The sequence below is a fragment of the Kitasatospora sp. NPDC005751 genome (assembly GCF_040630835.1).
In the GTDB taxonomy this organism is placed as follows: domain Bacteria; phylum Actinomycetota; class Actinomycetes; order Streptomycetales; family Streptomycetaceae; genus Kitasatospora.
Genome location: NZ_JBEXYC010000058.1, coordinates 24,959 through 45,542, shown reverse-complemented (window position 1 = coordinate 45,542; position 20,584 = coordinate 24,959). Strand labels below are relative to the sequence as shown.

Genomic DNA, 20,584 nt, shown 5'->3' with positions numbered 1-20,584 from the left:
CGCTACTGCCGTGAGAGGGCAGCGTGCTAGGCCGCTACACAACGGGGGCATCCTGGCGATCCCTTGCGGAGGGTCATCGGGACGGGCGGGGGAACGGGTACGGCGGGGCGACCCGCCGTCGGACGGTCCTCGGCGGGGCCGCCGTCAGCTGGTCTTCTGGAGCGTCCAGGACTGGTAGGCCTGGCCGTTGGGCTTCTGCAGCTCCAGCAGCCAACCGCCGTAGTACCAGCGGCTGCTGACCCCGAGGACGAGGCTCGAACCCTCGGCCGTCAGGGTGGCCCCACCGCCCGACTGGGTGAGCCGCCACTTCTGCGCGCCGGAGTCGGAGCAGGGCTGCTGCGCGAGGTACTGGCCGGCCACCGGGGTGCCGCCCAGCTGGAGGCACTTGTCGGAACGCGCCGACTTGATCCGCACGGTGCCCGAACCGGCGTCCTCGAAGCTCCACTTCTGGTTGGCGTAGCCGGTGCGCTGGTAGGCGATGGCCACCGTGCCGTCGTTGAGCGAGCTGCCCCAGAGGTCGGCGGCCTGACCGGTCAGCCCGTTGACCATCGTGTAGCGGGTGCCCGGCTGCGGCTGGCCGGCGTCGGCGAGGGTGCGGAAGGTGGCGGCGCGACCGGGCTTGGAGACGCTGCCCGCGCTGTCGCGGACGGCGACGGCGACGGTGTACGCGGTGTTGGGCGCCAGCCCGACCACACCGACGACGGTGGAGCGGACGGTGCCGATGGTCTGGCCGTTCAGCAGGACGTCGTACCCGGCGGCGGCCGGCGCGGCCGTCCAGCTCAGCATGACCGAGTTCTGGGTGAGCTGACTGGCCGTCACGTCAGGCGCGGTGCCACCGGTGGGCGAGGCGGTCGGGGTCGGCGTGGGCGAGGCGGTCCGGGTCGGCGTACCGGTGGGCGACGGGGTGGTGGTCGCCGTCGGGCTCCCGGTCGGGGTCGGCGCCGGCGTCTTGGTCGGCGTGCCGGTCGGGCTCGGCGTGGTGGTCCGGGTCGGCGTGGCCGTCGGGGTGGCGGTGGGGCTCGGGTTGGGGTTCGGGCCGGTGCCGCCCCCGGGGATCAGGAACCGGTTGTTGGCGACGTTCCAGTGCGTGGCCAGGTAACTGCCCGACGCGGGAGCGGTGTTGTAGTAGTCGTCGTGGTGGCAGTCGAGCCGGTTGTCACTGGCGTTGTCCGGGCAGACCGTCTTCATCGCCGGGTAGTAGGGGGTGTCCGAGTAGCACATCAGGTCCCACTCGTCGACGCAGTGGCCGCCCTTGCTGGAGTTGGGTGCGCTGTTGCTCACCGCACCCAGGTTGTGGCCGAGTTCGTGCGCCGCCGTGGAGCCGCCCCAGCAGCCGGAGTCGGTCCGGCCGTACGACGGGCCGAAGTTGCTCAGGTTGTCCTGCCCGGGGCGCTCGTCGCCCGCGAAGGTGCCGATGCCGCAGTAGACCTTGGCATCGGTGAACATCATGTACTTGCGGTCCTTGCGGTTGAAGCCCTGCGCCGCGAGCGCGCGGTTGCTCGCGTTGAAGTCCTTGATCTCGGAGTCCGAGATCTGCACGTTCAGCACCGAGGCGGTGCAGTCGGGTTCGGTGACGAAGCGGACGTGCCGCACGCCGCCGGTCTCCTGGGCGCTGGCGTTGTAGATGACGTCGACGTCCGCGGCCCACTTCTTGAACGAGGCCAGGTACTGGGCGAACCGGTCGTTGCCGGGGGCGTGAACGTACACCGCCTGGACCCGGTTGCCGGTGCTGCCGTCGCCCTCGCAGACGAGCGCGGAGCCGGCGGCGGCCGCGGCCTGCTGGGGCGCGGGCGCTCCGGCGGCGGCGTCACCCAGCAGGGCCTTCTGCCCGGCGTCCAGGACGGGCGCCGCACCCTTCAACAGGTCAGCGGCGGAAGGCGGTTGGGCGTCCGGGGCCGGGGTGAGCACCGGCGCCCGGTCGGCCGTGGCGGCCACCGGCGGGATGTCCTTGCGGATGTCCACGTCCTTGGGCGGCGCGTCCGGCCCGTGGCTGCAGAGCTGCCCGCCCGAGACCTCCAGCGAGCCGGCGCACCGGTCGCCGCTCGGCAGGGCCAGACCGGCGTAGACGAGACCGCGCTCCGGCTGGTCCTTGGGTATCTCCTGCAGTGGGGCGGCCTTCTTCTCCCGCTGCGGAGCGGGCGCCTGGGTGGCCCCCTCCGCGGTGCCGGTCTCCCCCGGGTCGCCGTCGGCGACCACTCCGGCCATGCCACCCGCCGCCCGGTCGGCCGCGGCGTCGGCCGCCACCGACACGCTGCGGTCCGCGGCCGGCTCGAACGCGGTCTGGATCCCCAGTGCGCCCGCGACCAGCCCGGCCACCACGGCTGCGGCCAGGAGCGCCGTCCGGCGCCCCGGCCTGCCGCTCCGGCGGCGACGCCGCTCGGTACTCCGGCGCTCGCTGCTCCGGTCTCCCATGTGTTCGTCTCCTCTCCTCGGTGTGACGGTCCGCCTGCCGCTGCTCGCGGCGGCCGGACCGTCCGACACCAGGGAGATCACGGCCCACCGGGCCGGATAACAGAAACCTCCTTTCGAAACTCGCGCAGATCTGCGGACGGCTTCGAACCGGCGCGCGAACGGCCCCACCGAGCACGCGGCGAACCCCTCGGCGCGGGCCGGTGGTCGGGCCGCTCGGCCCGCACCGCACCGGCTCCCGGACGGCCCCGCCCGACCGGTCCGGTCGCCCGCGTGACCGCCGTTCACCCGGGGGCCGTGGTCACCCGTGCGAGGGAAGAACGAAGGTTGTCCTTTGAACAGTTGCGGCCGCTGGCCAGAATGGGCTTCCTCGGTCGACCGACCGGTGACCGCCGGAATCCGGTGACCGGCGGCCGGGGACCGGCGATCGAAGAGCGGGGGTGGGGGCATGGAGCCGGGTACGCCGGGCTCCGGCCGGGGGGTCGGGGCGGACGCCCGTCCGGCCGTCACCGGTGCCACCGCCACGGGCTGCCCGGCGCCCCACCCCGCCGGCACACCCCTCGCTGCTTCGCGAAGTCGGCTCCCCCGAAACGGAGTTCGTGCACGAGCGGAACCCGTTCGTCCGCGCCCTCGTCCACTGGGCGGCCCCGCCGTCCGCTACCGCACGGAGGCTCCTCGATGATCCCCCGGCCGCCCGTCGGGCACCTGGTGCCACTCCCGCACGACCCGCCGGACGCCCCACCCCCGACGGCCCACCGCGGCTCGGCGCACCCCGGCTCCGAGCGTCTCACCGCCCACCGCACGTCCGCCTACCGCACGCCCACCCACCGCTTGTTCGACCACCGCGCGTCCGACCGCTCCGCCGGAGCGCGGTGAGCACCGCCGTCGTGCTCGGCGGCGGACTCGCCGGGCTCCTGGCCGCCGCGGCCCTCGAACCGCACGCCCGCCGCGTCACCGTCGTCGAGCAGGACACCCTCCCCGACGGGCCGTACCCGCGCCGGGGGTTACCGCAGGGCGACTTCAGCCACATCCTGCTCGGTGGCGGAGCCGATGCCCTGGACGCGCTGCTGCCGGGAACCGTCGACGCGCTGCTGGCCGCCGGAGCACACCGCCGGCCGATGCCCTCCGGCATGCTGATGCGCCTCGGCCCGGGCTGGCTCCAGGCCTTCGAGTCGACCGCCTATCTGATCGCCTGCAGCCGGCACCTGCTCGACCACATCGTCCGGCAGCGGCTGCGCGGCCGGGCCGCCGTCACGATCCGCGAGGGCACCTCCGTCCTCGGCCTGACCGGCGACGCGGCCCAGGTCCGCGGGGCGCTGGTGCGGAACCCGGACGGATCGCGCGAGACCCTCCCGGCCGACCTAGTCGTGGACGCGACCGGCCGCCGCTCCCAGGCCCCGCGCTGGCTGCGCGCACTCGGCTCGACAGGTCCGCGGGAGGTCACCGTGGATGCCGGACTCGCCTATGCCGCCCGCTTGTTCGACGCGCCGCGCGGCAACCAGGGCTTCCCCGTCGTCAGCATCGTCCCCGTCCCCGGCCGGCGGACACCCGGGCGCGGCGCCACCGTCGTCCCCATCGAGAACGACCGCTGGATCATCACCCTCTCCGGCACCCGGGCCGGCGAACCCTCCCGCACCGAGGCCGAGTTCCACACCTTCCTCAAGGGTCTCACCCACCCGGTCGTGCACGACCTGGCCCGCGCCGCCCGCCCCGTCGGCCCGATCCGCACGTGTCGCGGCACGCTGAACCGCCGCCGCTGCTACGAGAGCGGGACACCCGCGGGGTTCGCCGCGACGGGCGACGCGCTGGCCGCCCTCAACCCGGTCTACGGCCACGGCATGGCCGTCGCCGCGCAGTGCGCCGTCGCCATCCGGACCACCCTCGACGCCGAAGGGCTCCACCCGCACGTCAGCGCCACCGTGCAGCGGCGGATCGCCCGCGCCGTCGACACCCCGTGGAAGATGGCCGAGGAGCAGGACCGGGACTTCCCCGGCGCACGGTCGAACGAACCTCCCGCCCAGCGGCCGACCGCGCGACTCGGCCGCTGGTACACCGAGCGGCTGCTGCGCGCCGCCCTCACCGACCCGGCCGTCTCGGCGGCCTACTTCGACGTCTTCTCGCTCGCCGCCCCCGCCGGCCGGCTGACCTCGCCCGCGGTGGCCCTCGCCACGCTGCGGCCCCGCCGGACCGTCCCACCGACCCTCGGCGAGGCGATCGCCCGGTTCCCGCGGGTGGCCGAACTGACCGGACCGTACTGACCCGACCGTACCGACCGACCTGTTCTGACCGGCCCGTACCGACCGCCCGGCCCCGGTCGCCGACGGCCCCGCCGACGGTCGGCCGGCGGCGCCGGGAAGCGCGCTCGGGGGGTACGCGCTCCCCGGCATGAGGTGGCGGAGCCACCCGGCCGGCTGGTCCGAATGCCCGGACCACGGCTGCCGTGACCGGAATGCTAGACCTGAGCCGGCGCCGTGACCAGAACTCCGACCAGCCAACTTCCCGCCCAGGACATGCCATTCGGACCGCCTCGGCAGGCACACCCGGCCCCTGCTGTCACTCCGACCACCACGGCAGGCCCGCCGCCCAGCGCGCGACCCAGCCCGCGAAGCCCGGCTCCCCCGCCGACCCGCCGTCCGGGGCGCGGTAGGGGACGGCGCCCTCACCCGTGATCAGCCAGATCTCGCCGCGCCGGGGGCCGGAGACCACCAGGTACCAGTACATCCCGCAGCCGTCGGTGCCCAGCACGATCGAGCCGTGGTGGAAGACCCGCTCCAAGAGCGCCTTGACCTCCTCCTCGGGCCGTGGATCGTCGTCCCACAGCCAGGCGGCCGACAGCGGGAACGGCTCGGCGAGGACCTGCCCGGGACGGCCGGCGCCCCAGTCGGCCGGGAGCGCGGCGGCCGGTATCAGCCCGTGGTGCGGCGGGCCGTCCGAAAAGCCGTCACAGATCTCGGCCACGAACGTCCGGTACGGCTCGGGCAGCACGATGCCGTGCTCGGCCTCGAAGGCGCGCACCCCGCCGCCGCCGAGTGGTGGTGTCCGCACGGGCGACCTGGCCCGGTCGGCACCGAACGCGGCGCGCAGCAGGGCGAGGTCGGCGGCCGAGGCGTGCTCCGTCATGCCGTCAGGAGTACCAGAGGGGTACGACAACCGCGGCCCCCGCACGAAGGGCACGGGCTCAGGGCAGTTCACGGCGGCTCGGGGCGGCTCGGGGCGGCTCGGGGCTGCTCGGGGCTGCTCAGGGCTGCTCAGGGCTGCTCAGGCCGCGACGCCCAGGTGTCCCACGCCGTAGGAGTGGACACCCTGCGCGTGCATGGCGGCGAGGGAGGCCGCCAGGCGGTCCGGGTCACCCGCCAACCAGAGCCGCAGCCCGGCCGCCAGCGCCGCACTGGCGGGGCCGACCGGCAGCCCGGCGGCCCGGGTGACCCGCTCACCGACCAGCGGGAGCAGGTCCGCGACCGGTAGGGGCAGCCAGAGGGTGACGGCGCAGGGCGCGGGCCGGGCGAGAACGCGCAACAGCCCCGGCACGCCCGCGTCGTCGTGCAGGGCGGGGATGACGTCCAGCAGGCCGTCCACCGCGACCTCCGACACGTCACCGCGGTGGCCGCGGGCCAGTGCGCGCAGCAGGGCCCGCTCGGCCGCGGAGATCCGGACGGTCAGCATGACTTCTTCGCAGTCCATGGTCCCAGTTCCCGTCTTGCGCTAGGGGTGTGCCGGTCGGTCGGGTGCTCGTCTGCTCGCCACTCGTTCGGGGCGGTGCCGTGCCGCGTCCCGCGTGCTGCGCTTTGCCTCGTTCGTCCGGCGTCCTGCGTCTCGCCTCGTTCGTCCTGCGTCCTGCGCCTTGTCTTCTGCGTCCTGCGTCCTGCGTCCTGCGGTACCGGACCGGCCGGGGTCGTCCCGGGCGACCGGTGCCGTCCGATACCTGCCCCTCAGCAGGGCCGCGCTACCGCCGTGATCAAGCCGTAGTGGCCGTCGTAGCGGCGGTAGAGCACCCGGCCCCGCGCATCGCCGGGATCGGTGTGGAAGACGAACGGCCGACCGGTGAGCCAGAGCCGGCGGGCCGCCTCGGCCAGGTCCGACGTGGGCGCGGGACGCGGGCTTTCGGTCGTGAGGAGCCCGGAGCCGCCGGCGCGCGCGCCGGCGTGGGCGCGCACCACCCGGAGGCCGCCGCTCACCGCACCGCGGTGGACGACGGCGTCCTGGCCGGTGAGCGCGTCGACGAAGAGGTGGAAGCGGTGGTCCAGGGCCAGCATCGCGCGGGCGGCCTCGTCGGGGGTGCAGCGGGCCGGCGTGACCGATTTCCGCCGGACGAGCTGCCGTTCGGCCAGCGGGCGCGGCGCGTACTGCGGCCGGTAGGCGCTCTCGTACACCGCGGCCAGTCCGATCTCCCCCTGCTCGCGCAGCCGCGTGGCGCGCCCGGCCAGCGTGCCGAGCGCGACGTCCACCGCCTCGGTCCCGGTCGCGGCGGCCAGTTGCACCCGGACCGGGCCGACACCGTCCAACTCGACCGCGGCCTGCGCCACGACCGGCCGGGTGAGCGAGCGGTGGCGCAGCCGGGTGAGCCGGATCCGGACGGCGTGCGCGCCCGGCCCGAGGGCCGCGCCCAGCCCCCGTGCCCGCGCCCGCGCGTACTCGGCATCCGCGCGCGGCAGTTCGCCGCGGATCTCCACCCGCAGGTCGGGGGCCGGCGGGTGGTGCAGACGGGTCATCAGGTCCTCCTCGGTCCGGGACCATGCTGGACCGCCCGGGGCCCTCCCGCCGAGGGCCGAAAGACCTGGTCTGTGCGGCAGCCCGGGACCACCCGGCCCGGGCCGGACGACCGGGCCGGGCCCGGCCGCACCGGACCGCACCGGACCGCACCGGCCGGGCCGCACGGGCCTCCGGGCGTCCCCGTCACGCGCCTCCGCCGTGCCCCCGGCAGCCGGGGCGCCGCTCGCGGGCCGCACGCCGCGCGCTCCACCGATGGGGTGATCCGCCGGAGTACGGCGCAACGCCCGCCGGACCGGCGCGTTTCCCATGTCGTGCGCCCTCTGGCAGTGGTGCGCGCGGGGTCCGCTCCGCGGAGCCCCCGATTCCCCCCCGGTCGCGGCGACGACACCGGCGGTGCCGCCGCGACGGTTCATCTGGTGAGAGGTAATGTCATGGTCCTGACGACTGAGACCCGGAGATCGACCGTTCCCCCCAGAAGCACCCCACGGAGAACCCCCGCGGCCCCTCCCCCGCTCGCGCCGGGCGCGCTGCCCGGCCTCGGCCACGCCCCCGCCCTGCTGCGCGACCCGCTCGGCTTCCTCGGCTCGCTCGCCCGCCACGGCGGCGTGGTGCGGATCCGGCTCGGCCCGCGCACCGTCTGCGTCGTCACCGACGCCGGCCTGGTCCACACCCTTCTGGTCGCGCTCGCGTACGACTGCCCGCGCGGCGCCGTCCAGGACACCCTCAGGACGGCGTTCGGCGACGGCCTGCTGATGTCCGAGGGCCAGGCGCACCGCGACCGCCGCCGGACCGTCCAGCCCGCCTTCGGCCCGGAGCGGACGGCCGAGTACCTCGCGGTGATGCACCGGGTCGCCGAGGAGCGGGCCGGGAGCTGGCGGGAGGGCCAGGTCCTCGACGTCGCGAAGGAGATGAACCACCTCGCGCTGGAGATCGTCACCAGCACGCTGTTCGACGCCCGGCTGAGCGAGGACGCCACGCTCGCCTTCCACCGGGCGCTGCCCGACCTGGTGAAGGGCCAGATCGTCCAGTCGCTGTACCCGCACCCGGCGTTCGCCCGGCTGCCGCTGCCGGTCAACCGGCGGTTCGACGCCGCCGTCCGGGTGCTGAACCAGGTCGTCGACCAGGCTGTCGACGGCAGTGCCCGGCCCGGCGGCACGCCAGCGGGCGGCTGCCCGTTCGGCGGTGCCGCGGGCGGCGGGCGGCCCTCCGGCCCGGCGGACCGCACCCTCCCCGCGCTGCTGCGCGCGGCCACCGACCCCGCCACCGGCCGGCCGCTCACCGAGGCCGACGTCCGGTCGGAGGCGATCACCATGTTCGGCGCGGGCACCGAGACCGTCTCCACCACGCTCACCTGGCTGCTCGACGAACTGCTGCGCCACCCCGCGGTGGAGGCCCGCGTGCTGGCCGAGCTGGACGAGCACCTCCCGGCGGGTACCGTCCCGACCCCCGAGGCGCTCGCCCGGCTCGGCTACACCCGCAGCGTCACCCAGGAGGTGGTCCGGCTGCACGCGCCGAACGCCTTCCTGATGCGGACGGCGACCGTGCCGGTCGAGCTCGGCCCGTACCGGATCCCGGCCGGCACCGAGCTGCTGTACAGCCTCACCGCGCTGCACCGCGACCCGCACCTCTACCCGGAGCCGCTGCGCTTCCACCCCGGCCGCTGGCGCGAGGGCGGCGCGGCCGCGACCGCCGGGCGGCAGGCGTTCCTGCCGTTCGGCGCGGGCAAGCACAAGTGCATCGGCGAGGCGTTCGCCTGGGCGGAGCTGACCGTGGCCGCCGCCGCGATCCTGCGCCGCTGGCGGCCGACGGCGGTGGCGGGATCCCGGGCCCGCGAGGTGGTCTGGACGACCGTCCAGGCCCAGGACCTGCGCGTCCGCCTCGCCCCGCGCACCGCCGCCACCCCGGGCCGACCGGCCGGCCGGCCCGACGGCCGGGTGCCGCACGAGGTGCCGGCCCGCCCCGCCGCGGTCACCGCCCGGGCCGCGCTCGGCCCCCGGCCGGCTCCGCCCGCCTACCCCGCCGCCCGGCCGCCCGCCCCCGGAGGCCCGCGCCGGCCCGCCGAACTGCGCGCCTCCACCGCCCGGCACGCCGACTGGGTGGTCGGCCACGGCCTACTCACCCCGGCCGACCTGCCGCGCTACCAGGCCTACGCGCTCCCCGAGCTGATCGGCCACGCCTACCCCCGGGCCCGCGGCGCCGAACTCGACCTGCTCGTCGACGTCCTGGGCTGGTTCACCATCCTCGACGACCGCTTCGACGGTGCCCCCGGCCGCCACCCCGACCGGGCCCGCGCCCTCGTCGATCCGCTGCTCGCCGTCCTCACCGGCCCCGACCGCGCGACCGCGCCTGCCGGACCGGCCCCCGGCGACGACCGGCTCCTGGGCGCCTGGCGGGAGCTGTGGCTGCGGCAGAACGAGGGCATGTCACCGGCCTGGCGCGCGCGCGGCGCCACCGAGTGGCGGTCCTGCCTGGACACCTTCATCGCCGAGGCGGTGCACCGGTCGCGGGGCACCTCCCCCGGCCTCCCCGAGACGATGCGGCTGCGCCGCCACGCCAGCTGCCTCTACCCGTTCATGAACATACTGGAGCGCGTCCACGGCGCCGACGCGCCCGCCGGGCTGCACGCCGATCCCGAACTGCACCGGCTGCGCGCCCACACGGCCGACGCCGCGACGCTGATCAACGACCTCTACTCACTGGAGCGGGAGGAGCGCCAGCCGGCCGCCGCCTTCAACACCGTGCTGACCCTGCAGCGGGTCCGCGGCTGCACCCGCCGCCGGGCGGAGCTGTCGGTGCGCGCCCGGATCGCGCGGCTGCGCGAGGAGAGCCGGACGCTGCGCCGCCGGCTGCGGCGCCGCCACCCCGCCGGGCACTGGTACCTCGACGGCAGCCGGGAGTTGGTCGACGGCGTCTACGCGTGGACCAGCACCAGTCGCCGCTACCTCAGTGACGGTCGCCGAGGGTGAACAGCAGGAGCACGAACCCGGCGAACAGGTGGGTGGCGAAGATGTAGATGCCCGCGCGGATCAGCATCGCCCTGCGCCTGCTCTTCTCGTCGCTGGTGCCGCTGGCCATGGCCGGGTTCTCCTTCGGTCGGGGGCCGGGTGCGCGATCGGACGGCCGGGCGGCGGCCTCGGACCGGACGGCCGTCATCCGCTCGTCACCCGCTCGGCGCGGGGGCCCGGCACCCCGGCGGCGTCCGGCTCCCGGAGCTCCGTGAGCAGCGCGCCCTGGTCGGTGATCAGGTCGGTGAGGATCCGCCGGGCGGCCCGCAGGAGTTCGGCGACGTCCGGCGTGCTCAGCGCGTACACCACGGTGTTGCCCTCACGGGTGGCCGTGACCAGCCGGGTGCGGCGCAGCACGGCGAGCTGCTGGGAGAGGTTGGACGGCTCGATCCCGATCTCGGCCAGCAGTTCGCGCACCGGCCGCGGCCCCTCCTGGAGCAGCTCCAGGACCCGGATCCGGACGGGGTGCCCGAGGGTGCGGAAGAACTCCGCCTTGGCCTGGTACAGCGGGACCGCCATCGTCCGCTCGCTCCCTGCTGCTCGGTGGTGCCGGTGTGCACGCCCGCGCCGGCGGGGCCGTGCCCCGGCCGCCACGGCCGGGAAGCATCATCCTGGCAGATGAAGATTTCTTCAAGTCATCATCATCGGAGCCCGAGCACCCCGGGGGCGCGCCGGGCCGGGCCCGGGGCGCCCCCGGGAAACGCGGTGGCCGGGCCCGGGGGTTCGCACCACCCCCGGGCCCGGCCGCCGCGCACGCGTCGCCTAGCAGGCCACCACCACGTCCACGGTCACCGGAGCCGGGTTCCACGGGAAGGACGCCACGCCGAAGCTGCCGTGGACGGTGGACCCACAGGGCACCGTGCCGCCGACGCCACGGACCTGCACCGTGCTGGCGGTGAACAGCGTGCGCCCGTTCGACGAGCCGAGCGAGGCACCGCCCACGACCTCACCGGACAGCGTGGTCAGCAGCTCCTTGGTCTGCGGGGCGGGACCGCCCGGGGTCGGCGGACCGGCCAGCGAGACCTGTCCGTACAGCTGGACCTGGTCACCGGTCACCTCGACGCACACCTTGGTCGCCAGGCCGGCCTGCAGCCCGGAGGCACCGCAGGTGGTGACGGTGCCGGTGGCGGTCGTGGTGGCGGCACCGGCCTGCGCCGGAACGGCCAGCAGGGTCGCCGCCCCGGCGACCCCGGCGGCGAGCAGAGCGATTCGGTTCATCGGATTCTCCGTCTTCTGAAACATCGACTCATTCACATGTGACATTTCACATGTGCCATGCCTCAACCCTGGCATGGGATTCGAATACCTGAGTGGCGATCCACCCCGGAAAACCTGAACAGACCAGAAATCGACCTTCGATGGCGCGATCACTGCCGCCCCGCCCGCCCCACCCGTCCCGACCGAGACCGACCGAGCCGCCCGGGGTCCGGGCGCACGGGACACCCGGTCGGCGGTGCGCCGCGTGCCCCGCCCGGTCCGGACGCGTTGGGCAGGCGTGAAGCCCTTCCGCACGACCTTCGCCGCCGTGCTCGCCGCCCTCGCCCTCGTCGCCGCCCGGCCGGTGCCCGCACCGCTGATGGGTGCGGAGGTGCGCCTGCTCCCCACCGGGGATCGCGTCCTGGCCCTGACCTTCAACGCCGCCTGGGACGAGACCGGTCTGGACACCGTGCTGAGCACCCTGCGGGAGCGCGGGGCGCCGGCCACCTTCTTCCCCACCGGCCAGTACGCCGAGCGGCACCCGGACGCGGTCCGCGCGATGGCGGCCGCCGGGCACGGGCTCGGCAACCACTCGTACAGCCACCCGCTGTTCACCGAGCTCGACGCCCGGCAGGCCGGGGCCGAGGTGCTGCGCGCCGACACGGCGATCCGCAAGGCCGCCGGGACGGACCCCCTGCCGTTCTTCCGCTTCCCCTACAGCGAGACGACGCCGCAGCGGATCGCCGACGTCAACGCGCTCGGCTTCGCCGACCTCGAGTTCACCACCGACACCAACGGCTACCTCGGCACCGCCGGCGGCATGACCACCGCCCGGGCCGTCGACCGCGCCCTCGCCGCCCTCGCCCCCGGCGCCATCCTCCAACTCCACGTCGGCGCGTCCGACGCGAGCGCCGAGCGGCGCTGCCTGGACGCCGAGGCGCTCCCCCTGATCATCGACGCCGTCCGCGACCGCGGCTACCGCATCCTGGACCTGCGCACCCTCCTGGACGGCTGAGCCGCCCTCCCCCGGCTCCCGCTCAGCTCCCGCCGACCGAGTCCCGGAGGGCGTCGATCCGCCGGACGGACTCCAGGAAGGCCGTCCGGTCCAGGCCGCCCGCGTCGAGGGCGGTCGCGGCGGCCTCGCCCTGGCCGGCGTCGCGGGCGGAGCAGAGCAACAGGTCCATGCCCGCCCCGGCGGAGGCCAGGGCGCGGGCGCCGGTGTCGCCGTAGGGGGCGAGGGCCCCGGCCTCCAGGGCGTCGGTGACGGTGACGCCCCGGAAGCCCAGCCGGTCGCGGAGTTCGCCCTGGACCACGGCCGGGGACAAACCCGCCGGACGGTCGGGGTCGAGGGCGGGGTAGACCGCCCAGGAGGTCATCACCAGCCGGACCCCGGCGGCGATGGCGGCCCGGTACGGCTCCTCGCCCCGGGCCCGGAGGTCGGCGAGGGGGACGGGCAGGGTGACGGGGCCCTCGTCGGTGTCCAGGCCCCCGGGGGCGGAGCCGAGGCCGGGGAAGTGCTTGGCGGTGGCGGCGACGCCGAGGTCCTGCTGGGCGGTGAGGAAGGCGCTCCCCAGCCGGGCCACGAAGGCCGGGTCCTGGCCGTAGGAGCGCTCGCGGTGGTCGATGAAGTTGTCCGGGGCGTCGTAGACGTCGAGGACGGGGGCGAGGTTGACGTTCAGGCCGGCGTCCGCGACGGTGCGGGCCGCCCCGGCTCCCGATCGGGCGGCCTCGCCGACGGGATCGGCCGACGCCCCGGTGCGGCGCGCGGAGAGTACGGGCGCGCCGGGCAGGCGGCGCACCTGACCGCCCTCCTGGTCGGTCAGCAGCAGGAGCGGGCGGGGGTCCGGCGCCTCGGCCGCGGCCTGCCGCAACTCGTCGACAGCTGCCTTGAGTTGATCCGGCGAGGTGACGTTCTCGCCGAACAGGATGACACCGGCCGCCCGGCCCTCGCGGATCGCCCGGAGCACGGTGGGCGACGGCGTCGGGCCGGGGTAGGAGTAGACGATCCGCCGGCCGGCGAGCTGCCGGGAGTCCAGACCGGCGGTCCGGTCGGTGGGCGAGGGGGAGCCCGCGGTGGTGGGCGACGCGGCATCCGGACCGGTGGCCATCGACGAGGTCCTCTCCGCCGCGGACGGCGGTCGCTGCCCTCCCTGCGCCGAACAGGCCGGCACCAGGGCCGCCGCGGTCAGCAGCAGCGCCGGGAGCACGACACCGGCGGTCCGCGGCAGCGACGGCATCGGGCCTCCCCGGGACTGGGACGAGTGCGGACGGGTACGGGCGGACGGGTTCGAGCGGACCGGGCGAGGTGCCCGCCCGGTCCGCCACGCTACCGGGGTGGCGGCCGACCGGCACGGCGGACGGCACCCGCCCTCCCCCGGCCCCGGGCGCCTCCACGGCCCGTCACCCCGGCCCGCGCAGCAGCCGGCCCAGGACGGCGATGCCCTCCTCGATCCCGCCCGGCGTGCCCGCCGCGTAACCGAGGACGAGCCCGGGCGGGTGCGGCAGCCGGGCGTGCCAGGAGAGCGGCTGCACCTTGACGCCGTGCGCGAGCGCCGCGGTGGCGAGTTCGGCGTCACCGCAGCCGAGCCCGGCCGGGAAGGTGACCATCAGGTGCAGCCCGGCCGCGGCGCCGTGCACGACGGCCCCCGGCAGGTGCGCGCCGATCGCGGCGATCATCGCGTCCCGGCGGCGCCGGTGCCGGGGCCGCAGCAGGCGCAGGTGCCGCTCCAGCTCGCCGGAGTCCATCAGCCGGGCCAGCACCAGCTGGGGCAGCACGGGATTGCCGAGGTCGGCGAAGCGCTTGGCCGCGAGGGCGGCCTCGCGGTAGCGGGGCGGGACGAGCAGCCACCCCGTCCGCAGCGCGGGGGCGAGCAGCTTGGAGACGCTCCCCATGTAGCAGACCTGCTCGGGGAGGACCGCGCGCAGGGCGGGCACCGGCGGCCGGTCGTACCGGTGCTCGGCGTCGTAGTCGTCCTCGATCACCAGACCGCCCTCGCCGGCCCAGTGCAGCAGTTCGCGGCGGCGCCGGCCACCGAGCACCACGCCGGTCGGGAACTGGTGGGCGGGGGTGAGCAGCACGGCCGGGGCACCGGTGGCGCGCAGTGCGTCGATCCGGATGCCCTCCGCGTCGACCGGGACGGGCGGGGTGGCGCGGAGCCAGTGGCCGAGGTGCTGGCGGGTGCCGAGCGAGCCCGGGTCCTCGACGGCGACCTCGCTGATGCCCGCCCGGCCGAAGACCTGGCCGAGCAGGGCGAGGGCCTGGGCGGCGCCCGCGACGATCAGCACCTCGTCGGGGTCGGCGCCGATGCCGCGGTTGCGGGCCAGCCAGCGGGCGACGGCCCGGCGCAGCGCGGCGCTGCCCCGCGGGTCGCCGTAGCCGAACTCGTGGGCGGGGAGCGCGTCGAGGACGGCGCGTTCGGCCCGGAGCCAGGCGGCCCGGGGGAAGGCGGCGAGGTCGGGCACGCCGGGCGAGAGGTCGATCCGGGCGGGCGCGGCCCGCAGCGCGTCGAAGCTGGCGGGGACGGGGTCGGCCGCGAACAGGGCGGGCTCCGGCGCGGCCGGCACCGGGGTCACGAACGGCGGCGGCGGTACGGAGACGGCCGCGGCGAGGACGACCGTGCCGCCGCGCCCCCGACCGGCGAGCCGGCCCTCCTCGGTGAGGCGCCGGTACGCGTCGGTGACGACCCCCCGGGAGATCCGCAGCTCCGCTGCCAGCACCCGGGTCGCGGGCACGCGGCTGCCCGCCGGGAGCCGGCCGTCCGAGATCGCCTCGCGCAGGCGGTGGGCCAGCCAGTCGCCGAGGCCGCCGGGCGGCGCGTCGGCGGCGTCGAGCTGGAGGAAGTCCGCACCGGCGGTTATGGACCCCTGAATGGGCGTCACTTTGGACCTGTTCACCGGGCCATTGTGCGGGCCAGGGTGGGGTCATGACCACGGAGACGACGGACACCGCAGCAGCCCCCACCGCCGGACCGGCGAGCACCCCGCTCCCGCACGACGACCGCCAGCCCCACGCACGCGCCCACGAGCGGGGCGGTGAACAGGCCGGCGAGCACTCCTACGTCCACGGCTACTCGCCCACCGAGGCGCTGCGGCTGGGCGACCAGGCCGACACCCTCGCCGAACTGCTGCACGCCGGTACGGCCTACCCGGCGGGCAGCCGGGTCCTGGAGGCGGGCTGCGGCGTCGGGGCGCAGACCGTGCACCTGCTGGCGTCCAGCCCGGGCGCGGAGCTGACGGCCGCCGACATCTCGGCCGACTCGCTCGCCCAGGCCCGCGCCCGGGTGGCGGCGCAGGCGCCCGGCGCGCAGGTGACCTGGCACCACGGGGACCTGCACGAACTGCCCTTTCCGGACGACTCGTTCGACCACCTCTTCGTCTGCTTCGTGCTGGAGCACCTGGCGGATCCGTCGGCCGCGCTGACCGCGCTGCGGCGGGTGCTGCGTCCCGGCGGCACCGTCACGGTGATCGAGGGGGACCACGGGTCGACGTTCTTCCACCCGGACAGCGCCGCCGCCCGGGCGACCGTGGACCACCTGGTCCGGCTCCAGGCCGACGCGGGCGGCGACGCGCTCCTCGGCCGCCGGCTGCACCCCGTCCTGGCGGCCGCGGGCTTCCGGGACATCGCCGTCCGCCCGCTCACCGTCTCGGTGGACGACAGCCGGCCGGCGCTGGTGGAGGGGTTCACCCGGCGGACCTTCGTCGCGATGGTCGAGTCCGTGCGCCCCGACGCCCTCGCCGCGGGGCTCAGCACCGCGGCCGCGTTCGACCGCGGCATCGCCGACCTGCGGCGCACGGCGGAGGAGGGCGGGACGTTCCACTACACCTTCTTCAAGGCGGTGGCGGTCAACCCCTGACCGTCCGGCTGCCGTTGCCGCCCGGGGCCGGTGGCGCCCCGGTCCCACCCCGGTCCCGGTCCCGCCCCGGCCTCGGTTGTGCTACTCCGGGCTGTCCCCGAGGGAGGCGAGGAGGGTGCGCAGGGCGTCGATCAGCGCCTCGGTCTGCCGCTCGTCCAGGCCGGCCAGCAGCCGCCGTTCGGTGACCAGGTGGTCCGGGAGCGCCCGGTCGACCAGGGCGCGGCCCTCGGGGGTCAGTTCGACGTCCCGGCTCCGCCCGTCGGAGCCGCTGGGGGTGCGGGTGACCAGACCGCGGGCCTCCAGCCGGTCGAGCCGCTGGCTGATGGCACCGGAGGTGACCATCGCGGTCCGCATCAGGCCGGTCGGGGTGAGGCGGTAGGGCGGGCCGCTGCGGCGCAGGGTGGCGAGGACGTCGAAGGAGGGGGCGTCCAGACCGTGGGTGGCGAAGTTCCGCTTGAGCTCGGCCTCCACCAGGTAGGTGAGCCGTTTCAGCCGGCCGATCACCTCCATCGGGGAGACGTCGAGGTCGGGACGCTCGGCGCCCCACTGCTTGACCAGCCGGTCCACATGATCTGCCACACCCCCAGCCTAAACGATGCCTTAGCGGTGAGATACCTCACACGACCGAACGGCCGACGCCGACGCGAGATGCCTTAGCGCTGAGATACATTGGCTTAGTGCTAAGGAATCGACGACTCGGAATCGTCCTGCTGACCGCGCTGGCCCCCGCCATCTGGGGTTCGACCTACCTCGTCACCACCGAACTGCTCCCGCCCGGCCGCCCGCTGCTCGCCGGGGTGATCCGCGCCCTGCCCGCCGGGCTGCTGCTCATCGCCCTCACCCGCCGGCTCCCGAAGGGCAGTTGGTGGTGGCGCTCACTGGTCCTGGGCGCGCTCAACATCGGCGCGTTCTTCGCCCTGCTCTTCATCGCCGCCTACCGACTGCCGGGTGGAGTCGCGGCCACCGTCGGCGCCGTCCAGCCGCTGATCGCCGCCGGGCTCTCGGCCGGTCTGCTCGGTGACCGGCTCTCACTGCGCACCCTCCTCTCCGGCATCGCCGGGATCGCCGGCGTCAGCCTGCTGGTCCTGCGCGCCGGCGCCCAGCTCGACGCCCTCGGGGTCGCGGCCGCGCTCGGCGGCGCGGTCGTGATGGCCACCGGCGTCGTCCTCTCCAAGCGCTGGACCTCACCGGCACCACTGCTCGCCACCACCGGCTGGCAGCTCACCGCGGGCGGACTGCTGCTGCTGCCCGTCGCCCTCGTCGTCGAGGGCGCCCCGCCCTCCCACCTCACCGGCGACAACCTGCTCGGCTACGGCTACCTCGGCCTGATCGGCGCGGCCCTGTCGTACGCGCTCTGGCTCCGCGGCATCCGGGCGCTGCCCGCCACCTCGGTCACCTTCCTGGGACTGCTCAGCCCGGTGGTCGCCACCGCCCTCGGCTGGCTCGTCCTCGGACAGAACCTCACCCCCGTCCAGGGGCTCGGCGCGGTGATCGTGCTCGGTTCGCTGGTCGCCGCCCAGACCCAGCGGCCCCGCACCGCCGCGGCCCCGGCCGACCCGGCCGACCCGGCCCACCCGACCGGCCCGACCGACCCCGCTGACCCGGCCGGCCCGGCCGGCCCGGCCGGCCCGGAACCCGCGCGGGACGGCGAGCGGCCCGCGAGCGAGTCCGCCGCCGTACGCGCCTGAACCGTCGTCAGGCACTCCCGCAGAACCCTCACCCACACCACCCCTCACCCACACCACCAGAGAACCGGAGCCATCCCATGCGCATCACCGTCTTCGGCGCGACCGGCAACGTCGGCAGCCGGGTGGTGACCGAGGCCCTCGCCCGGGGCCACGAGGTCACCGCCGTCCTCCGCGACCCGTCCCGGCCGCACGCGCTGCCGGCCGCCGCCGAGATCGCCACCGGCGACGCCCGCAACCCGGAGGACGTCGCCCGTCTCGCCGCCGGCCGGTCCGTGGTGATCAGCGCCACCCGCCCCGCCCCCGGCAGTGAGCCCGAGCTGGCACTCGCCACCAAGGGCCTGCTGGCCGGCCTGGCCGGGACGGACGTCCGCCTGCTCGTGGTCGGCGGCGCGGGCAGCCTGACCCTGCCCGGCGGCGACGGCGCCACCGTCATCGACGACCCCGACTTCCCGGCCGCCTGGCTCCCCATCGCCCTCGCCTGCGGCGAGCAGCTCGCCCTCTACCGGGCCGAGACCGAGGTCGACTGGGCCTACCTCAGCCCCGCCGCGCTGCTCGAACCGGGCCGGCGCACCGGCCACTACCGCCTCGGGCGCGACGAGCTGCTGGTCGACGAGGCCGGTGTCTCGGCGATCTCCATGGAGGACCTAGCCGTCGCCCTCCTCGACGAGGCCGCTCGGCCGGTCCACCACCGCACCCGCTTCACCGTCGCCTACTGAGCCCCGCCGTCACCGCCCCCGGGAGTGCCCGGTGCCCTCGGCACCGGGCACCCGCACGTCGCGGGCGGGCCGGTGGCGGGGCCGGCCGCGGGGGCCGGTCGGTGGCGGGGCCGGCCGAGGGAGCGTCCTACGCGTTCCGGATCGCCGTCACCAGACCGGCGACGAGATCCGCCCGCTCGGCCATCGACGCGACCTCCAGGTACTCGTGGTCCGCGTGGGCACCCCCGCCGACCGCTCCGAGTCCGTCGAGTGTCGGGATCCCCAGGGCGGCCGTGAAGTTGCCGTCGCTCCCACCGCCGACCCTCATGCTCCCGACACCGGGCAGCAACCGCTCCGCCAGCGCGAAGAGTTCGGCCGACGCCGACGCGGGCATCGGCGGCCTGCCGACGCTCCCCCGCACCGTGATCCGCGCCCCGTCGAGATGCGGGGCGAGCGCCGCGAAGGCGGCCTCGATCCGCTCCTTCTCCCCGGCCGACTCGACCCGGACGTCGACGGTGACGGTCGCCCCGGCCGGCACGACGTTGTCCAGGGTGCCCGCCGAGGCCACGGTCGGGACCACGGTCGTGCCGACCTCCGGCCGGCCGAGCGCCGCGATGTCGAGCACCTGGTGCGCCGCCTCGACCAGGGCGTTGACGCCCGCCTCGGGTTCGAGGCCCGCGTGCGAGGCCCGGCCCACGACGGAGACCTCGAACGTGCCGCAGCCCTTGCGGCCGGTCTTCAGCGCCCCGCCGTCGGCCGCCCCCTCGAAGACCAGCACGGCGCCGCAGGCCCGCGCGCGTTCCTCGATGAGGGCCCGGGACGAGCCCGAGCCGACCTCCTCGTCGGCGGTCACCAGGATCTCCACGCCCGGCAGGTCGTCGAGGGCCGCCAGCCCGTGCACGGCCTGGACCAGGCCGCCGAGCATGTCGAAGACCCCGGGACCGGTCGCGTGCCCGCCCTCGACCGTGAACGGGCGGCGCCGGAGGGTGCCCAACGGGAACACCGTGTCGTGGTGGCCGAGGATCAGGACCTTGGGCTCGCCGCCGCCCGACCAGTGGACGTGCGGCCCGGCGTCGGTCCCGACCAGCACCGCGCGCCCTCCGAGACGGCTCTCGACCACACCCGCCACGGCCTCGGCCGAGGCCTTCAGCGCGTCGAGGTCACGTGACGGGGACTCGACCTCGACGAGTGTCCTGAGGTCCTTGAGCATCTCGTCGACGTTCACCGGTGCGGCCTTGTGCGTAGTCATGCCCGCCACGCTACTGAACCCGCCCGCCCCCTCGAACCGCCGTCCCGCCCCGAAGGCCCCCGAGCCCGACCCGTCGACCCGCCCGCCGCGCCCGGGGAACGTGTCCGGGCGCGATCAGCGGAGGGGAGGCGTGAGGGCGTGGGCGAGGATGGTCTCCGCTGCCGCGCGCGCGTGCCGGCCGTAGTCCGCCTCGTTCAACACCATGGCGCGACTGGCCGCGCCGTCCGCGAGGGTCACCAACTGCTCGGCGAGCGCGGCGGGCTCGGCGCACCCCAGCTCCGCCACGAGCGTGGTGACCAGATGGGCCATCAGCAGTTTCCGTTCCCGGGCGTAGGCGTGGATCGGGCTCAGGGGGTCGGGGAACTCCGCCGCGGCACCGATGAACGGGCACCCCCGAGCCGGGGCCGCCGCCGCGGCGGGTGGGTCGAACAGCCGAAGGATCCGCTCCCGGGGGTCGAGATCCGCACGGGTGAGCACGCTCTCCAGCGTGTTCCCCGACCCGGCGAGCGCCCGCAAGTAGGCGATCACGAGGTCGCTCTTGGTCCGGAAGTGGGCGTAGAGGGTGCGCTTGGACACCGGCGCCGCTTCCGCGATCTGCTCCATGCCGGTCGCGGTGATCCCCTGGTCCGCGAACAGCCGGGTGGCGGCGGCCAGGATGCGCTCCCGCGCACCCCGCCCCGGCCGCGCAGGTACGTGCACTTCCGTCTCCGGTGCCGCAGTCATGGGGGCGAGTATACGGCGGCGTTTACTTCCGCTGCGGCGGGTGGGTAGAGTCGCA

At 75.8% G+C, this 20,584-nt stretch carries 18 protein-coding genes; 6 read left to right on the top strand and 12 right to left on the bottom strand.

Annotation, left to right across the window (positions count from 1 at the left end; translation table 11 throughout):
- Positions 1 to 144: 144 nt before the first annotated feature.
- Positions 145 to 2,412, bottom strand: coding sequence for an RICIN domain-containing protein (locus ABZ497_RS31180; protein WP_359810052.1), 2,268 nt, complete (start codon positions 2,410 to 2,412; stop codon positions 145 to 147).
- Positions 2,413 to 3,281: 869 nt separating this feature from the next.
- Here ABZ497_RS31180 and ABZ497_RS31175 point away from each other — a divergent pair.
- Entirely contained in the window at positions 3,282 to 4,667 is a 1,386-nt protein-coding gene (locus ABZ497_RS31175) for an FAD-dependent monooxygenase (RefSeq protein ID WP_359810049.1), read from the top strand.
- A 295-nt stretch (positions 4,668 to 4,962) separates the two neighbouring features.
- Here the strand turns inward: ABZ497_RS31175 and ABZ497_RS31170 are convergent, their stop codons facing one another.
- From ABZ497_RS31170 to ABZ497_RS31160, 3 genes are all read right to left on the bottom strand, one after another.
- Positions 4,963 to 5,529 (bottom strand): SMI1/KNR4 family protein, encoded by a 567-nt coding sequence (locus ABZ497_RS31170; protein WP_359810046.1) that lies wholly within the window; start codon positions 5,527 to 5,529, stop codon positions 4,963 to 4,965.
- A gap of 138 nt (positions 5,530 to 5,667) precedes the next feature.
- Positions 5,668 to 6,090, bottom strand: coding sequence for a hypothetical protein (locus ABZ497_RS31165; protein ID WP_329491251.1), 423 nt, complete (start codon positions 6,088 to 6,090; stop codon positions 5,668 to 5,670).
- 248 nt (positions 6,091 to 6,338) lie between these two features.
- Complete coding sequence (locus ABZ497_RS31160) at positions 6,339 to 7,118, bottom strand: sigma 54 modulation/S30EA ribosomal C-terminal domain-containing protein (RefSeq protein WP_359810043.1); 780 nt, start codon at positions 7,116 to 7,118, stop codon at positions 6,339 to 6,341.
- Between the two features lie 432 nt (positions 7,119 to 7,550).
- On the opposite strand from ABZ497_RS31160, the gene ABZ497_RS31155 reads away from it, so the two are divergent.
- On the top strand, positions 7,551 to 10,085 hold the full coding sequence (locus ABZ497_RS31155; RefSeq protein WP_359810040.1) for a cytochrome P450: 2,535 nt from the start codon (positions 7,551 to 7,553) through the stop codon (positions 10,083 to 10,085).
- On the opposite strand, the gene ABZ497_RS31150 is transcribed toward ABZ497_RS31155, so the two are convergent.
- The 3 genes from ABZ497_RS31150 to ABZ497_RS31140 all read right to left on the bottom strand — a co-directional run bounded on the left by ABZ497_RS31150 (position 10,063) and on the right by ABZ497_RS31140 (position 11,342).
- The gene (locus tag ABZ497_RS31150; protein WP_329491248.1) at positions 10,063 to 10,194 is read right to left on the bottom strand and encodes a DUF6126 family protein; all 132 of its coding nucleotides are present in this window, start codon (positions 10,192 to 10,194) and stop codon (positions 10,063 to 10,065) included. The two genes, ABZ497_RS31155 and ABZ497_RS31150, sit on opposite strands and share 23 nt — an antisense overlap.
- Before the next feature lie 74 nt (positions 10,195 to 10,268).
- A complete protein-coding gene (locus ABZ497_RS31145) occupies positions 10,269 to 10,643 on the bottom strand; it encodes a metalloregulator ArsR/SmtB family transcription factor (RefSeq protein WP_359810037.1) in 375 nt (124 codons plus the stop codon).
- Between the two features lie 243 nt (positions 10,644 to 10,886).
- Positions 10,887 to 11,342 (bottom strand): hypothetical protein, encoded by a 456-nt coding sequence (locus ABZ497_RS31140; protein ID WP_329491246.1) that lies wholly within the window; start codon positions 11,340 to 11,342, stop codon positions 10,887 to 10,889.
- A gap of 277 nt (positions 11,343 to 11,619) precedes the next feature.
- Between ABZ497_RS31140 and ABZ497_RS31135 the strand changes: the two genes are divergently transcribed.
- Positions 11,620 to 12,336, top strand: a complete 717-nt coding sequence (locus ABZ497_RS31135) for a polysaccharide deacetylase family protein (protein WP_359810035.1) — start codon at positions 11,620 to 11,622, stop codon at positions 12,334 to 12,336.
- A gap of 22 nt (positions 12,337 to 12,358) precedes the next feature.
- Here ABZ497_RS31135 and ABZ497_RS31130 read toward each other — a convergent pair whose 3' ends face one another.
- Both ABZ497_RS31130 and ABZ497_RS31125 read right to left on the bottom strand, forming a co-directional pair.
- Entirely contained in the window at positions 12,359 to 13,558 is a 1,200-nt protein-coding gene (locus ABZ497_RS31130) for a glycoside hydrolase family 3 N-terminal domain-containing protein (protein WP_359810033.1), read from the bottom strand.
- A gap of 163 nt (positions 13,559 to 13,721) precedes the next feature.
- Positions 13,722 to 15,215, bottom strand: a complete 1,494-nt coding sequence (locus ABZ497_RS31125) for a PLP-dependent aminotransferase family protein (RefSeq protein ID WP_359810030.1) — start codon at positions 15,213 to 15,215, stop codon at positions 13,722 to 13,724.
- 29 nt (positions 15,216 to 15,244) lie between these two features.
- On the opposite strand from ABZ497_RS31125, the gene ABZ497_RS31120 reads away from it, so the two are divergent.
- Complete coding sequence (locus ABZ497_RS31120) at positions 15,245 to 16,174, top strand: methyltransferase domain-containing protein (RefSeq protein WP_359810027.1); 930 nt, start codon at positions 15,245 to 15,247, stop codon at positions 16,172 to 16,174.
- A gap of 81 nt (positions 16,175 to 16,255) precedes the next feature.
- Here the strand turns inward: ABZ497_RS31120 and ABZ497_RS31115 are convergent, their stop codons facing one another.
- Positions 16,256 to 16,753, bottom strand: a complete 498-nt coding sequence (locus tag ABZ497_RS31115) for a MarR family transcriptional regulator (protein ID WP_329491241.1) — start codon at positions 16,751 to 16,753, stop codon at positions 16,256 to 16,258.
- A 98-nt stretch (positions 16,754 to 16,851) separates the two neighbouring features.
- Here ABZ497_RS31115 and ABZ497_RS31110 point away from each other — a divergent pair, with 98 nt between their 5' ends.
- The gene (locus ABZ497_RS31110) at positions 16,852 to 17,862 is read left to right on the top strand and encodes an EamA family transporter (protein WP_359810024.1); all 1,011 of its coding nucleotides are present in this window, start codon (positions 16,852 to 16,854) and stop codon (positions 17,860 to 17,862) included.
- 77 nt (positions 17,863 to 17,939) lie between these two features.
- Positions 17,940 to 18,578, top strand: coding sequence for an NAD(P)H-binding protein (locus ABZ497_RS31105; protein ID WP_359810021.1), 639 nt, complete (start codon positions 17,940 to 17,942; stop codon positions 18,576 to 18,578).
- Between the two features lie 127 nt (positions 18,579 to 18,705).
- Here ABZ497_RS31105 and ABZ497_RS31100 read toward each other — a convergent pair whose 3' ends face one another.
- Together ABZ497_RS31100 and ABZ497_RS31095 are read right to left on the bottom strand one after the other, a co-directional pair.
- Positions 18,706 to 19,806 carry a M20 family metallopeptidase gene (locus ABZ497_RS31100; RefSeq protein ID WP_359810018.1) on the bottom strand — a complete coding sequence of 367 codons (1,101 nt, stop codon included), beginning with the start codon at positions 19,804 to 19,806 and terminating at the stop codon, positions 18,706 to 18,708.
- A 114-nt stretch (positions 19,807 to 19,920) separates the two neighbouring features.
- Positions 19,921 to 20,529 carry a helix-turn-helix domain-containing protein gene (locus ABZ497_RS31095; RefSeq protein WP_359810015.1) on the bottom strand — a complete coding sequence of 203 codons (609 nt, stop codon included), beginning with the start codon at positions 20,527 to 20,529 and terminating at the stop codon, positions 19,921 to 19,923.
- Positions 20,530 to 20,584 lie beyond the last annotated feature (55 nt).

Bases quoted from the DNA above. Each gene is read 5' to 3' on its own strand.
- ABZ497_RS31140 (WP_329491246.1), bottom strand. From the start codon at position 11,342: ATGAACCGAATCGCTCTGCTCGCCGCCGGGGTCGCCGGGGCGGCGACC.
- ABZ497_RS31145 (WP_359810037.1), bottom strand. From the start codon at position 10,643: ATGGCGGTCCCGCTGTACCAGGCCAAGGCGGAGTTCTTCCGCACCCTC.
- ABZ497_RS31120 (WP_359810027.1), top strand. From the start codon at position 15,245: ATGACCACGGAGACGACGGACACCGCAGCAGCCCCCACCGCCGGACCG.
- ABZ497_RS31130 (WP_359810033.1), bottom strand. From the start codon at position 13,558: ATGCCGTCGCTGCCGCGGACCGCCGGTGTCGTGCTCCCGGCGCTGCTG.
- ABZ497_RS31150 (WP_329491248.1), bottom strand. From the start codon at position 10,194: ATGGCCAGCGGCACCAGCGACGAGAAGAGCAGGCGCAGGGCGATGCTG.
- ABZ497_RS31160 (WP_359810043.1), bottom strand. From the start codon at position 7,118: ATGACCCGTCTGCACCACCCGCCGGCCCCCGACCTGCGGGTGGAGATC.
- ABZ497_RS31165 (WP_329491251.1), bottom strand. From the start codon at position 6,090: ATGGACTGCGAAGAAGTCATGCTGACCGTCCGGATCTCCGCGGCCGAG.
- ABZ497_RS31180 (WP_359810052.1), bottom strand. From the start codon at position 2,412: ATGGGAGACCGGAGCAGCGAGCGCCGGAGTACCGAGCGGCGTCGCCGC.
- ABZ497_RS31155 (WP_359810040.1), top strand. From the start codon at position 7,551: ATGGTCCTGACGACTGAGACCCGGAGATCGACCGTTCCCCCCAGAAGC.
- ABZ497_RS31100 (WP_359810018.1), bottom strand. From the start codon at position 19,806: ATGACTACGCACAAGGCCGCACCGGTGAACGTCGACGAGATGCTCAAG.
- ABZ497_RS31170 (WP_359810046.1), bottom strand. From the start codon at position 5,529: ATGACGGAGCACGCCTCGGCCGCCGACCTCGCCCTGCTGCGCGCCGCG.
- ABZ497_RS31095 (WP_359810015.1), bottom strand. From the start codon at position 20,529: ATGACTGCGGCACCGGAGACGGAAGTGCACGTACCTGCGCGGCCGGGG.
- ABZ497_RS31105 (WP_359810021.1), top strand. From the start codon at position 17,940: ATGCGCATCACCGTCTTCGGCGCGACCGGCAACGTCGGCAGCCGGGTG.